Annotated in this window: 17 protein-coding genes; 12 read left to right on the top strand and 5 right to left on the bottom strand. The window is 62.7% G+C overall.

Features of this window, described 5'->3' with window-relative positions; genetic code table 11:
* From GR167_RS15720 to ispH, 4 genes are read right to left on the bottom strand one after another with little or no spacing between them, the layout of a single operon-like run.
* On the bottom strand, positions 1-621 hold the full coding sequence (locus tag GR167_RS15720) for a trimeric intracellular cation channel family protein (RefSeq protein ID WP_160974670.1): 621 nt from the start codon (positions 619-621) through the stop codon (positions 1-3).
* Positions 622-623: 2 nt separating this feature from the next.
* The gene (gene rnhA, locus GR167_RS15715; RefSeq protein WP_160974669.1) at positions 624-1,076 is read right to left on the bottom strand and encodes a ribonuclease HI; all 453 of its coding nucleotides are present in this window, start codon (positions 1,074-1,076) and stop codon (positions 624-626) included.
* Positions 1,069-1,656 (bottom strand): class I SAM-dependent DNA methyltransferase, encoded by a 588-nt coding sequence (locus tag GR167_RS15710; RefSeq protein ID WP_160974668.1) that lies wholly within the window; start codon positions 1,654-1,656, stop codon positions 1,069-1,071. Before GR167_RS15710 ends, rnhA begins: the two co-directional genes overlap by 8 nt.
* A gap of 2 nt (positions 1,657-1,658) precedes the next feature.
* Complete coding sequence (gene ispH, locus GR167_RS15705; RefSeq protein WP_160974667.1) at positions 1,659-2,609, bottom strand: 4-hydroxy-3-methylbut-2-enyl diphosphate reductase; 951 nt, start codon at positions 2,607-2,609, stop codon at positions 1,659-1,661.
* Positions 2,610-2,725: 116 nt separating this feature from the next.
* Between ispH and GR167_RS15700 the strand changes: the two genes are divergently transcribed.
* Entirely contained in the window at positions 2,726-3,193 is a 468-nt protein-coding gene (locus GR167_RS15700) for a c-type cytochrome (protein ID WP_370741328.1), read from the top strand.
* A 57-nt stretch (positions 3,194-3,250) separates the two neighbouring features.
* Here GR167_RS15700 and GR167_RS15695 read toward each other — a convergent pair whose 3' ends face one another.
* The gene (locus GR167_RS15695; RefSeq protein ID WP_160974666.1) at positions 3,251-3,820 is read right to left on the bottom strand and encodes a LabA-like NYN domain-containing protein; all 570 of its coding nucleotides are present in this window, start codon (positions 3,818-3,820) and stop codon (positions 3,251-3,253) included.
* A gap of 144 nt (positions 3,821-3,964) precedes the next feature.
* Between GR167_RS15695 and folK the strand changes: the two genes are divergently transcribed.
* The 11 genes from folK (at position 3,965) to GR167_RS15640 (ending at position 12,150) form a co-directional block, all read left to right on the top strand.
* Complete coding sequence (gene folK, locus GR167_RS15690; protein ID WP_160974665.1) at positions 3,965-4,531, top strand: 2-amino-4-hydroxy-6-hydroxymethyldihydropteridine diphosphokinase; 567 nt, start codon at positions 3,965-3,967, stop codon at positions 4,529-4,531.
* Positions 4,532-4,605: 74 nt separating this feature from the next.
* The gene (gene rpoZ, locus GR167_RS15685) at positions 4,606-4,965 is read left to right on the top strand and encodes a DNA-directed RNA polymerase subunit omega (protein ID WP_160974664.1); all 360 of its coding nucleotides are present in this window, start codon (positions 4,606-4,608) and stop codon (positions 4,963-4,965) included.
* A gap of 30 nt (positions 4,966-4,995) precedes the next feature.
* Positions 4,996-7,128 carry a RelA/SpoT family protein gene (locus GR167_RS15680; RefSeq protein WP_160974663.1) on the top strand — a complete coding sequence of 711 codons (2,133 nt, stop codon included), beginning with the start codon at positions 4,996-4,998 and terminating at the stop codon, positions 7,126-7,128.
* Positions 7,129-7,144: 16 nt separating this feature from the next.
* Positions 7,145-7,804 carry a DUF2062 domain-containing protein gene (locus GR167_RS15675; protein WP_160974662.1) on the top strand — a complete coding sequence of 220 codons (660 nt, stop codon included), beginning with the start codon at positions 7,145-7,147 and terminating at the stop codon, positions 7,802-7,804.
* A 46-nt stretch (positions 7,805-7,850) separates the two neighbouring features.
* On the top strand, positions 7,851-8,612 hold the full coding sequence (locus GR167_RS15670; RefSeq protein ID WP_160974661.1) for a pyridoxine 5'-phosphate synthase: 762 nt from the start codon (positions 7,851-7,853) through the stop codon (positions 8,610-8,612).
* Complete coding sequence (locus tag GR167_RS15665) at positions 8,609-9,046, top strand: ABZJ_00895 family protein (protein WP_160974660.1); 438 nt, start codon at positions 8,609-8,611, stop codon at positions 9,044-9,046. The genes GR167_RS15670 and GR167_RS15665 overlap by 4 nt, the downstream gene beginning before the upstream one ends.
* A gap of 18 nt (positions 9,047-9,064) precedes the next feature.
* Positions 9,065-9,466 (top strand): holo-ACP synthase, encoded by a 402-nt coding sequence (acpS, locus tag GR167_RS15660; protein WP_160974659.1) that lies wholly within the window; start codon positions 9,065-9,067, stop codon positions 9,464-9,466.
* 58 nt (positions 9,467-9,524) lie between these two features.
* Positions 9,525-10,349 carry a signal peptidase I gene (gene lepB, locus GR167_RS15655; RefSeq protein ID WP_160974658.1) on the top strand — a complete coding sequence of 275 codons (825 nt, stop codon included), beginning with the start codon at positions 9,525-9,527 and terminating at the stop codon, positions 10,347-10,349.
* The gene (gene rnc / locus GR167_RS15650) at positions 10,346-11,023 is read left to right on the top strand and encodes a ribonuclease III (protein ID WP_160974657.1); all 678 of its coding nucleotides are present in this window, start codon (positions 10,346-10,348) and stop codon (positions 11,021-11,023) included. Before lepB ends, rnc begins: the two co-directional genes overlap by 4 nt.
* A 162-nt stretch (positions 11,024-11,185) precedes the next feature.
* The gene (locus tag GR167_RS15645; protein WP_160974656.1) at positions 11,186-11,905 is read left to right on the top strand and encodes a hypothetical protein; all 720 of its coding nucleotides are present in this window, start codon (positions 11,186-11,188) and stop codon (positions 11,903-11,905) included.
* Positions 11,906-11,943: 38 nt separating this feature from the next.
* A complete protein-coding gene (locus tag GR167_RS15640; protein WP_160974655.1) occupies positions 11,944-12,150 on the top strand; it encodes a hypothetical protein in 207 nt (68 codons plus the stop codon).
* The last annotated feature ends 69 nt before the right edge of the window (positions 12,151-12,219 follow it).

Here is a 12,219-nt window from a genome sequence, read left to right as displayed (position 1 = left end):
TTATACCCGCGGCGGGCGGCTCTTGTAGCTCGGCAGGCTCCAGCCGAAGACCAGCGAGCCTGCGCGCAACGCCCAAGTCACCAATCCCCCGGCGGCGGCAACGATCAGCGGATCGGCGGCGGTGGTGGCCGCCAGCACCGTGGCAGCGGACCCGGCAAAGGCGGCGGTGACGTAAAGTTCGCCCTTCTTCAGCACCAGCGGCACCTCGTTGCAGACGACATCGCGCATCATGCCGCCGAAGGTGCCGGTCAGCGTGCCCATGATCAAAGTGACGGGCCAGGGATGGCCCAGGCTGATCGCCACCCCTGCACCGGCGGGCACGGCGACGGCCAGGGCAAGGCTGTCGAACCACAGCAGCGCGCGATAGCGGCTTTCCAGCAGGTGGGCGGTGAAGAAGACCACAGCGGCGGCCAGCGACGCCACCGCCACGAAACCCGGCTGCGCGACCCAAAGCGGGGTCCGGTCCAGCAACACGTCGCGCAGGGTGCCGCCGCCAAGCGCGGTCAGGTTGGCGATGAACATGAATCCCACCAGGTCCAGCTGCGCGCGCGACGCAGCCAGAGCGCCGGTCAGGGCGAAGACCAGTACCGAGGCATAATCCAGCAGGATCAGGTTTGTCATGCTTAGGGTTTATAAGGCGCCATGCCCGCGCGGGCCAGCTCATCCGCCTTTTCGTTTTCCGGGTGGCCAGCGTGGCCCTTGACCCATTCCCAGGTCACCCGGTGGCGCGCCTGCGCCGCATCCAGCCGCTGCCACAGGTCGACATTCTTCACCGGCTTCTTGTTCGAGGTCTTCCAGCCGTTTCTCTTCCAGCCGAAAATCCATCCGGTGACGCCGTTCTTCACATAGGCGCTGTCGGTCACGATGGTGAGGCTGCTGGATTTCTCCAGCGTTTCCAGCGCCATGATCGCTGCCATCAATTCCATCTGGTTATTGGTGGTCTCTGCAGCGCCGCCCTTGAGTTCGCGTTCCTTCAGGATGGAATCGCCGTCCATGGCGCGCAGCAGAACGCCCCAGCCGCCGGGGCCGGGATTGCCGGAGCAGGCTCCGTCGGTATAAGCAAAGAGTTCAGGCATGGGAGGCCACGGATAGCCAATCGGCCATGACTTCGTCCAGCCCTTTATCGCGGCCCCGGGTGCATTTTGTAGGGGTGAAGCCCGCATCGCGCAGCAGGGCCAACAATTCGGCTTCGCTGTAATAGGTGTAATAGCGCCCGATCGGGTCGCGCTTTTCGCCGCTGCCGGTTTTCACTGCCATGTGAAATTGTCCGCCGGGTTTCAGCGCCTTATGGATCGCCGCCAAGTGGCGCGGCATGTCTTCGCGTGGGGCGTGCAGAAGGCTGAAATTGGCCCAGATGCCGTCATAGGCCGCTTCGGCATCCAGATCGTCGAAGGTGGCCTGCCGCGCGGAAACGCCGGACCGCTGGCCCGCAAGCCCCACCATTTCGGCCGAGGCATCCACGGCATCGACCCGCAGGCCCGCTTGCGCCATCAGCCCCGCGTCGATCCCCGGGCCGCAACCCAGGTCCAGCACACGGCCGCCTGCCGGAACGGCGTCGATGAAATCGCGCAGCAACCGCCCCGGGGCGTCCGCCGCCGTCACCTGGGCGTAATCCTCCGCCCTTGCGTCATAGATGCGGATGGTTTCCTCGTCCATCCTCAGGCGGGTTCCCTCAGTACGCGGGGCACCTTGAACTCGACGTTTTCCTGTGCCGTCTCAACCTCCGCCACGGTCACGTCGAAGCGGTCGCACAGCGCCGCGATCACCTCGTCGACCAGAACTTCGGGGGCCGAGGCCCCGGCGGTGATGCCGATGGATTTGATCCCTTCCAGGGCGCGCCAGTCGATATCGGTGGCGCGCTGCACCAGCTGGGCGTATTTGCAGCCGTTGCGCGCGCCGACCTCGACCAGGCGGCGGGAATTCGATGAATTGGGCGCGCCCACGACCAGCAGCGCGTCGATCTTCGGCGCCATCGCCTTGACCGCTTCCTGCCGGTTGGTGGTGGCGTAACAGATGTCTTCCTTGTGCGGGCCCTGGATGGCGGGGAAACGCGCCTGCAGCGCGGCGACGATATCCTTGGTGTCGTCGATCGACAGGGTGGTCTGGGTGACGAAGGCCAGCTTTTCGGGATCGCGCACCTCGACCTCTGCCACATCGGCGACGGTTTCGACCAGCAGCACCTCGCCCTCGGGCAGTTGCCCCATCGTGCCGATGGTTTCGGGATGGCCGGCATGACCGATCATGATGATCTGCAACCCCTGTTCGGAATGCCGTTCGGCCTCGATATGCACCTTCGACACCAGCGGGCAGGTGGCGTCGACATAGACCATGTGCCGCGCCTGTGCCGCTTCGGGCACCGATTTCGGCACCCCGTGGGCGGAAAAGATCACCGGCCGGTCATCGGGGCATTCGCTGAGTTCCTCGACGAAGACGGCGCCCTGATCCTTCAGGCTGTCGACGACGAATTTGTTATGCACGATCTCGTGGCGGACATAGACCGGCGCGCCCCATTTCTGGATCGCCATCTCGACGATCTTGATGGCGCGGTCGACACCTGCGCAGAACCCGCGCGGCGCGGCCAGGTAGAGGGTAAGGGGCGGTTTCGTCATGGTCTGCGTCTCCTGTTGCGGAACAGGTAAGTCGGAAAGCCCCTTGCGTAAAGGCCGCTCTTGACCTTCCAGCGCAGGAAGCCGCGATTGATCGCCCAAAGCGCAGGGAGGATGCAGTGAGATATAAATTCGGTCTTGTCGCGGTCGGTGCCGGGGTTCTGGGGCTGGTCGGTTGGTTCATGTCGCAGGAAGAGGCGCAGGCGACGGGGCTGTTGCCCTATACCGATCCGGTGGCGGTGGCCGCCGGCAGCGAGGTTTATGCCGCCTATTGCGCTGCCTGTCATGGCGGCAAGCTGGAGGGCCAGCCGAACTGGCGGCAGCGGGATGAAGACGGCTATCTGCCCGCGCCGCCGCACGATCCCAGCGGCCACACCTGGCACCACCCGGACGAACAGCTGTTCATGATCACCAAATACGGCACCGAGGTCCTGGTCGGGAATGGCTATCGCAGCCGGATGCAGGGGTTCGGCGGTGTGCTGGACGACCAGGACATCCTGAATGTCCTGGCCTATATCAAAAGCACTTGGCCCGGGCCGGTGGCGGAAAACCACAACCAGCGGAATATGCAGGCCGCGCAGAACTGAGCCAGAACTGAGGTTGGGGGGCCGGAAACGAAAACCGGGGCGCGTGGCCCCGGTTTGTTAGTTGTCGCTATACGCGGCTTCGCGTTCCGCCGGGTGTTCGCGCGGCGGGCGCCCGATCACTTCCTTCAGCTCGTCCAGTTCGATGAAGTTATCGGCCTGGCGGCGCAGTTCGTCGGCGATCATCGGCGGCTGGCTGCGGATGGTCGAAACCACCGAAACACGCACGCCCTGGCGCTGCAGGCTTTCCACCAGCGGACGGAAATCGCCGTCGCCGGAAAACAGCACGATATGATCGACCCGCGGGGCCAGTTCCATGGCATCGACGGTCAGTTCGATATCCATGTTCCCCTTGACCTTCCGGCGGCCCTGGCTGTCGGTGTATTCCTTGGCCGGCTTGGTCACCATGGTGAAACCGTTATAGTGCAGCCAGTCGACCAGCGGCCGGATCGGAGAATATTCGTCATTCTCCAGCAGGGCGGTGTAGTAGAAGGCGCGCAACAATTTTCCGCGGCGCATGAATTCCTGCCGCAGAAGCTTGTAATCGATATCGAACCCAAGCGCCTTGGCAGCCGCATAAAGATTGGATCCATCGATGAACAGCGCCAGCCGTTCGTCTTTGTAGAACATCAAATTTCCTTCCGATTATCAGCTTGGCGACTAGTCCGTGAGTGAATAGATAAAAAAATTCGTCGCCTCGCTTGGGTAACAAAAATAAGTCGTATCCCCAGGTCGTGCAAGCTGACTGGGGTTATCAAAAGGATAGGTCGGGATATGGATGGTGGCCAAGATACACTTATTGCGCTAGGGGCGAATCTTTCGCACGGCGACGATTTGCCCGCCGACACGCTGCGCAAGGCGATCGGGATGCTGGCTGCGGGCGGGATCGACGTGGTCGCGGAAAGTCGTTTTTTTAAAACACCTTGCTTCCCCGAAGGTGCCGGGCCGGATTACGTGAATGCGGCCATACGCTGCCGTACTGATTTGGCGCCGGACGAAATTCTTCAATTTCTCCATAAGGTTGAGGCGGAATTCAGTCGTGTCAGATTGTCTCGGTGGGGCGGCAGGACGCTGGATCTCGATATAATTGCAGTCGACAACCATATCTGCCCGGATCGGGACACCGTCCGGCACTGGATCGATCTGCCGGCGGAACAGCAGATGCAGACCGCGCCGGATCAACTGATTCTCCCTCACCCGCGGTTGCAGGACCGCGCCTTCGTCCTGGTGCCGCTGGCAGAGGTGGCGCCGGGGTGGAAACATCCGCTTCTTGGCAAAACCGTCACGGAAATGTGCGATGAATTGCCAGAAGAGGCCCGCGCAGAGGTGATTCCTCTGTGATTTCGGCTTGTCATCCGGGCGCTTCCGCCGTAAATACACGCTTTCTACCGCCCGTCCAATGATTGGAGTGTCCCATGGCCCGCGTTACCGTAGAAGACTGCGTAGACAAGGTACCGAACCGTTTCGAGCTTGTGATGCTCGCCGCCCACCGTGCGCGCGAGATCGCTTCCGGTTCGTCGCTGACCGTGGACCGTGACAACGACAAGAACCCGGTCGTGGCCCTGCGCGAAATCGCCGAGGAAACCCAGTCGGCCGACGAGCTGCGCGAGCGCCTGATCGAAAGCAACCAGACCCAGATCGAAGTGGACGAGCCGGAAGAAGATTCCATGGCGCTGCTGATGGGCGGGGGCGAAGCCGCCGACAAGCCGGCCGAGGACGACATGTCCGAAGAAATGCTGCTGCGTCAGCTGATGGAAGCGCAGGGACAGAGCTGAGCCTGTTCCAAGTAAGGGGTTAAGGACAAAATGATCGCGGTTGACGACCTGATCGCCCTTGTCCGCAATTATAACCCGAAGACCAATGAAAAGTTGCTGCGCGAGGCCTATGAATTCGGCCTCGCCATGCATGAAGGGCAGTTCCGCCATTCCGGCGAGCCCTATTTTTCCCATCCCGTTGCCGTTGCCGCGATCCTGACCGAACAGCGTCTGGACGACGCCACCATCGTGACCGCGCTTCTGCACGACACGATCGAGGATACCAAGGCGTCCTATGCCGAGGTCGAACAGATGTTCGGCAAGGAGGTGGCCGATCTGGTCGACGGCGTCACCAAGCTGACCAACCTGCAACTGTCGAGTTCCGAGACCAAGCAGGCGGAAAACTTCCGCAAGCTATTCATGGCCATGTCCAAGGACCTGCGGGTGATCCTGGTGAAGTTGGCCGACCGTCTGCACAACATGCGCACGATCAAGGCGATGCGCCCGGACAAGCAGGCGCAGAAGGCGCGCGAAACGATGGAAATCTTCGCGCCGCTGGCGGGGCGCATGGGGATGCAGTCGATGCGCGAGGAACTCGAGGACCTCGCCTTCAAGGTGCTCAACCCCGAAGCGCGCGCCTCGATCATGCGCCGTTTCGTGATGCTGCAGAAGGAAACCGGCGATGTGATCCACCGCATCACCGGTGACATGCGCCAGGAATTCGAAGAGGCGGGCGTCGAGGCGCAGGTGTTCGGCCGGGCCAAGAAACCCTATTCGATCTGGCGCAAGATGTCGGAAAAGGATGTCGGGTTCTCGCGCCTGTCGGATATCTACGGTTTCCGCGTCATCACCAACAGCGAAGATGACTGCTACCGCGCCCTGGGCGTGATCCACCAGCGCTGGCGCGCGGTGCCGGGCCGGTTCAAGGATTACATCAGCCAGCCGAAATCGAACGGCTACCGGTCGATCCACACCACCGTGTCGGGCCGCGACGGCAAGCGGGTCGAGGTGCAGATCCGCACCCGGCAGATGCATGACGTGGCCGAAACCGGGGTGGCGGCGCATTGGTCCTATCGCGACGGGGTGCGGGCCAAGAACCCCTTCGCCGTAGATCCGGCGAAATGGATCGCCTCGCTGACCGAACAGTTCGACGCCGAGGAAGACCACGCCGAATTCATGGAAGCCGTGAAGCTGGAAATGTATTCGGACAAGGTGTTCTGCTTCACCCCGAAGGGCGAGGTGGTGAAGCTGCCCAAGGGCGCGACGCCGATCGATTTCGCCTATGCGATCCACACCCGCATCGGCAATGCCTGCGTCGGCGCCAAGGTCGACGGAATGCGGGTGCCGCTGTGGACGCGGGTCAAGAACGGCCAGTCGGTGGAAATCATCACCGCCGAGGGCCAGACGCCGCAGGCTACCTGGCTGGATATCGCGATCACCGGCAAGGCGCGCACCGCGATCCGCCGGGCGCTGCGCGAGGTGGACCGCGAACGCTTCATCAAGCTGGGCCGCGAACTGGCGCGCTCGGCGTTTGATCACGTGGGCAAGAAGGCGACCGACAAGGCGCTGGAAACCGCCGCCCGCAATCTGCGGCTGGAAGATACCGACATGCTGCTGTCGCGGCTGGGCAGCGCCGAGCTGACCACCCGCGAGGTGCTGCACGCGGTCTATCCCGAACTCAGCGAAGCGGAATCGGACGATATCGAGTTGCGCGGCGCGGTGGTGGGCCTGTCGCATGATCAGCATTTCACCATCGCCAAGTGCTGCCAGCCGCTGCCGGGCGAACGCATCGTCGGCATCAGCCATCGCGGCAAGGGCGTGATCGTCCACGCCATCGACTGCGAAGCTCTGGAAGCCTACGAGGATCAGCCGAGCCGCTGGATGGACCTGCATTGGCATGCGGGCAAGCACCCGGCGATCCATTCCACCACGCTGGAACTGACAATCGGCAACGATGCCGGGGTGCTGGGGCGGGTTTGCACGTTGATCGGTGAACAGAAGGCCAATATCTCGGACCTGAGTTTCCTGGACCGCAAGCCCGATTTCTTCCGCTTGCTGGTCGAGGTCGAACTGCGCGATGCCGAGCATCTGCATTCGGTGATGTCGGCGCTGGAAGCCGAAAGCGATGTCGCGGAGGTCCGCAGGTACCGGGACCCGTCGCGTTCAACCACGCAAGCGGGATAGCAGGAGGGCGCAAGCCTTGGTCTTCAAACGCCGCGACCGTCGACCGATCTGGAGGATCGTGTTCGAATTCTTCTGGCCCCGCGGTGGCTGGGGCCGGGCGGCGCAATATGTGAAGCACCGGCTGCGGCGGCTGCCCGATTCCCCCGAAAAGATCGCCCGCGGCATCTTTGCCGGGGTTTTCACCACCTTCACGCCGTTTTTCGGCATGCATTTCGTGATCGCCGGGACCCTGGCCTTCATCCTGCGCGGCAATATCCTGGCGGCGCTGCTGGGCACGTTTTTCGGCAACCCGCTGACCTATCTGCCGATCGGCGTGATTTCGATGAAGACGGGGTATTTCCTGCTCGGTCGACACCTGCAGCACGACGATGTGGAACGGTCGCTGGCGGGCAAGTTCCTCGATGCCGGGGCCGATCTGCAGCATAATTTCTTCGCCGTTTTCACCGAGGCCGACATGGATTGGCACCGGCTGGAGCTGTTTTACGACGAAGTGTTCTTTCCCTACATGGTCGGCGGCATCATTCCCGGGATCATCGCCGGGCTGGTCTGTTACTACGTCTCGGTGCCGCTGATCCGGGCCTATCAACACCGCCGCAAGGGGGTGCTGAAAGCGAAATTGGCCGCGCTGAAGAAAAAAGCGCATCTGAAGGCTGACGATCCGTCAAAAGGCGACTAGGTTGGCCGCTGACGGGGACGGTCATTCGAAACACGAGGAGAAGGCCATGCAGCCTTTGGGAAAACTGCGTCTTGGGGTGAATATCGATCACGTGGCCACGGTGCGCAATGCGCGCGGCGGGGCCTATCCCGATCCGTTGCGCGCCGCCAAGATAGCCGAGGAATTCGGCGCCGACGGCATCACCGCGCATCTGCGCGAAGACCGCCGCCACATTTCGGACGCCGATATCGACGGTCTGATGGAAGTCCTGTCGGTGCCGCTGAATTTCGAAATGGCGGCGACGCCGGAAATGCAGGCCATCGCGCTGCGCCACAAGCCGCACGCGGTCTGCCTGGTGCCCGAAAAGCGCGAGGAACGCACCACCGAGGGCGGGCTGGAAGTGGCGCGCGAAGAAAACCGGCTGGCCCATTTCATCGCGCCCTTGCGCGAAGCGGGCTGCCGGGTATCGATCTTCATCGCCGCCGACAAGAAACAGATCGACGCCGCCGCCAAGATCGGCGCGCAGGTGATCGAACTGCATACCGGCGCCTATTGCGACGCCCATGCCGAGGGCCGTTTCGACGACCGCGATGCCGAGTTGGTGGCGCTGCGCGAAATGGCCGCCTATGCCCATTCGCTTGGGCTGGAGGTCCATGCCGGTCACGGGCTGACATATGAAACGGTGAAGCCCATCGCCGCCTTCCCCGAGGTGATGGAGCTCAATATCGGTCACTTCATCATCGGCGAAGCGATCTTCCGCGGCCTTGGCCCGGCGATCCAGGAAATGCGCCGCCTGATGGACGAGGCGCGGGCAGAGGTGGACGCATGAACATTCGCCGTTACGCGCTGATCTTCGTGGGGGTCGCCGTCGGGCTGGGGCTGCTTTCGCTCGCGGTGCAGGCCCTGTTCGGGATCGACATCTTCAACGGCGGCATGGCGATCATCCCGCCGATGACGGCGGCGATGATCGAAGGCCACCGGTACGCGATGAAGGAAAAGCGCCTGCCCGAAAGCCCCGAGATGTGGCGGTTCTCGCGCAGTGCGGCGCTTGTGGTGCTGGCCATCGCGATGGTCGCGACCGTGGCGCTGAGCTTTGTCGTGCCGCAGATGCGGGCGCTGATGGCGATGCGCGCGGGCGGTGGCATCCTGATGGGGGCGGTGCTGCTGCAGGCGCTGCTGGCCCTCCTCGTGACCCGCTATTTCCTGGGCCTGGGGGCGCGGTCGGCGCTTAATGCCGCGAAGAAGAAGGGCAAGTCGCGCTAAGCGGCCCGGCGGACGAACATGATCCTGGGAATAGGCTCCGATCTGGCAAATATCGAACGGATCGCCGGAACGCTGGACCGTTTCGGCGACCGCTTCCGCGACCGCGTCTTCACCGCCACCGAACAGCGCAAGGCCGAACGCCGCAAGGACGTGGCCGGCACCTATGCCAAACGCTGGGCCGCCAAGGAAGCCTGTTCCAAGGCGCTTGGCACCGGCCTTCGTATGGGGATCGCCTGGAAGGACATGGCGGTCAGCAACATCGATACCGGCCAGCCGGTGATGGAGGTCACCGGCTGGGCGCGCGAACGGCTCGACGCGATGACACCGCCCGGGCACGAGGCGATCATTCACGTAACTTTGACCGATGATCATCCTTGGGCGCAGGCCTTCGTGGTGATCGAGGCCCGGCCTTTGGGTTGACAGTCAAGCCCCATCCGCTCATCTACCTCTGCAACCTCGCATTCAGGAGAAAGCCCCAATGGCCGCTGACGCCAATAAAGGAAACGCCGTCGTCGAAACCATCAAGACGGTGGTCTATGCCCTGCTGATCGCGGGGGTGTTCCGCACGGTCTTTTTCCAACCGTTCTGGATCCCGTCCGGGTCGATGAAGGACACGCTGCTGATCGGCGATTTCCTGTTCGTCAATAAGATGGCCTATGGCTATTCCTACGCCTCCTGCCCGACGATCCGTCCCCTGGGCATCGATGCCAAGACCCTGTGCGGCTTCCTGGACGGCGACAACACCCGGGTCATGGGCAGCGAACCCGAACGCGGCGACGTGATCGTGTTCCGCCACCCGGTCAACGGCACCGATTACATCAAGCGCCTGATCGGCCTGCCCGGCGACACCGTGCAGATGAAAAACGGGGTGCTGCATATCAATGGCGAGGCGGTGAAGGTGAAAGACGACGGCATCTTCGTCGAACCGGCCGCTCCGCAAGGGCCGCAGGGGCTGCGCCCGCGTTGCGAAAACGGGCCGGTGGGCACCGGCGGCGACTGCATGAAGTCGCGCCAGATCGAAACCCTGCCGAACGGGGTGGAACACGCGGTGCTGAATATCGGCAACCAGAGCTCGGACAACACGCCGATCTATACCGTGCCCCAGGGGCATTATTTCTTCATGGGCGACAACCGCGACAATTCCACCGACAGCCGCGTGCCGCAGCAGGCCGGCGGTGTCGGTTTCGTGCCCTATGAAAACATCATCGGCCGCGCCGACCGCATCATGTTCTCGTCCGCGGGCCGCTCGATGCTGGCCTTCTGGACCTGGCGGTCGGACCGTTACCTGAAGGGGATCGAGTGAAGCTGTCTGCCGATCTGAAGGCCTTCGAAGGCCGCATCGGGCATCGCTTCGCCGAGCCCGAGCTGCTGCTGCGCGCGGTGACCCATTCCTCGATGTCCTCGCCCACGCGGGAAGATAACCAGCGGCTGGAATTCCTGGGCGACCGGGTGCTGGGGCTGGTGATGTCCGAGGCCCTGCTGGGGCGCGACAAATCCGCGACCGAAGGCCAGCTGGCGCCGCGCTTCAACGCCCTGGTGCGCAAGGAAGCCTGCGCCGACGTGGCCAAGGATATCGATCTGGGCGCGGTGCTGAAGCTGGGCCGGTCGGAAATGATGTCGGGCGGGCGGCGCAAGCAGGCGCTGCTGGGCGACGCGATGGAGGCGGTGATCGCCGCCGTCTATCTGGATGCCGGGTTCGAGGCGGCGCGCACGATAGTGCTGCGGCTGTGGGGCAATCGGATCGACGACGTGAAGGCCGATGCGCGCGACGCCAAGACGTCGTTGCAGGAATGGGCCCAGGCGCGCGGTGAGAGGCCGCCGAAATACGTGGAAACCGCGCGGTCGGGGCCCGATCACGCGCCGGTCTTCACCATCCGGGTCGAGCTGGAAAACGGCGAAAGCGAAGACGCCACCGCCGGATCGAAGCGCCAGGCCGAGCAGGCGGCGGCGAAGGCGCTGCTTGACCGGTTGACGTGACTGGATCTGTTGCCTCGACCGTGGCGGCGCGGCAAGACTGGATCGTCAAGGACGACAGGGGGCGGATGCGTCAATCCTGATCCGACCCGACAAGGCGCGGGAATGCGGCGCGGGCGCGAATGGTTCCTTGAACTTGATTTGAAATGACTTTTTGAGGCTGCATTGAGAAGACTCTGGATACATATCGGGCACGACAAGACGGGATCGAGTTTCCTGCAATCGTCCTTTGCCATTCAGTCCGGGGTACTGGAGCGGCACGGGATCGCGTATCCGGGCGATCCAGCCGTGCTGCGCCGTGCGCGCGAATTCGGGGTGACCTCCGGGAACGCCCAGACGATGGGTATCGAGGAACTCCTGACCATGGCGCCGGACGATATGGATGTCCTGGTCAGCTATGAGGGTTTTTTCAATCAGCTGGTGAGAAACCCGGAAGAGACGACCAAAGCCTGGGAACGTATGGCCGCGGCCCATGGGTTCGACCGGATCGAGGTGCTGCTTTTCATCCGGAACCCGATGGAACATGCCCAGTCCGTCTATATGCAGGGCGTGCGCTATCGCGGGCATTCTGACAGCTTCGACAGTTTCTTGTCGCAATACAGCCGGCCACGATTTGTCGTGAAGGCGATCAAGCCGCTGCGGCAGAGCCGCAAGATTGCATTGACGATCAAGAACTATTCGACCTGCAAGGACAAAGTTTTCGAGGTCGCCATGGCGTGGCTGGGATTGCAGGAAGGCGAATTCGAGGCCTTCGACCAGGCGAAAACGATCAATCGCGGCCTGACCGATGGCGAGCTGGCGATCATCCGCTTTCTGAACAAGTTCAGACCGAACCTGGCGCATATGACGGCCAAGAGCCTGCAGGAAGTTTATCCCGAGGGCTAGGTCGCGCATCCGGTTGCCGGCTGGAAGCCCAGGAAGCGATGTTCAAGGCCAATGAACATGCGATGCAGATGGTCAACAGATGCGTCGCCGAGGAAGATCGCTACCAGGTCGAATATGATCGCCGCGAAGCACGGCGCCTGCGCGTTTCGGAATGGTCCGTCGCGGTGCTGCATAGCGTTTACGCGCTGATTAAGTTAAACGTGGTGAGCCCATTTCTGAGGAGATGCATGTCCGTCTTGCGTTAGGATTGGGGTTTTTCGCATGGAAGTTGCCGCTAGGGCCTTGTAAAAGCTCTCATCGGTTTTGGAGACCCA

Source organism: Thalassovita mangrovi (assembly GCF_009857745.1).
Lineage (GTDB): Bacteria > Pseudomonadota > Alphaproteobacteria > Rhodobacterales > Rhodobacteraceae > Thalassobius > Thalassobius mangrovi.
The sequence above is the reverse complement of the archived record's forward strand: the minus strand, read 5'-3'. Positions and strand labels throughout refer to the sequence as shown.

Coding starts and splice junctions, on each gene's coding strand:
- GR167_RS15720 (WP_160974670.1), bottom strand. CDS start 621: ATGACAAACCTGATCCTGCTGGATTATGCCTCGGTACTGGTCTTCGCC.
- GR167_RS15670 (WP_160974661.1), top strand. CDS start 7,851: ATGCAGCCTTTGGGAAAACTGCGTCTTGGGGTGAATATCGATCACGTG.
- GR167_RS15710 (WP_160974668.1), bottom strand. CDS start 1,656: ATGGACGAGGAAACCATCCGCATCTATGACGCAAGGGCGGAGGATTAC.
- ispH (WP_160974667.1), bottom strand. CDS start 2,609: ATGACGAAACCGCCCCTTACCCTCTACCTGGCCGCGCCGCGCGGGTTC.
- GR167_RS15640 (WP_160974655.1), top strand. CDS start 11,944: ATGTTCAAGGCCAATGAACATGCGATGCAGATGGTCAACAGATGCGTC.
- GR167_RS15680 (WP_160974663.1), top strand. CDS start 4,996: ATGATCGCGGTTGACGACCTGATCGCCCTTGTCCGCAATTATAACCCG.
- GR167_RS15695 (WP_160974666.1), bottom strand. CDS start 3,820: ATGTTCTACAAAGACGAACGGCTGGCGCTGTTCATCGATGGATCCAAT.
- lepB (WP_160974658.1), top strand. CDS start 9,525: ATGGCCGCTGACGCCAATAAAGGAAACGCCGTCGTCGAAACCATCAAG.
- rnhA (WP_160974669.1), bottom strand. CDS start 1,076: ATGCCTGAACTCTTTGCTTATACCGACGGAGCCTGCTCCGGCAATCCC.
- GR167_RS15665 (WP_160974660.1), top strand. CDS start 8,609: ATGAACATTCGCCGTTACGCGCTGATCTTCGTGGGGGTCGCCGTCGGG.
- acpS (WP_160974659.1), top strand. CDS start 9,065: ATGATCCTGGGAATAGGCTCCGATCTGGCAAATATCGAACGGATCGCC.
- folK (WP_160974665.1), top strand. CDS start 3,965: ATGGATGGTGGCCAAGATACACTTATTGCGCTAGGGGCGAATCTTTCG.
- rpoZ (WP_160974664.1), top strand. CDS start 4,606: ATGGCCCGCGTTACCGTAGAAGACTGCGTAGACAAGGTACCGAACCGT.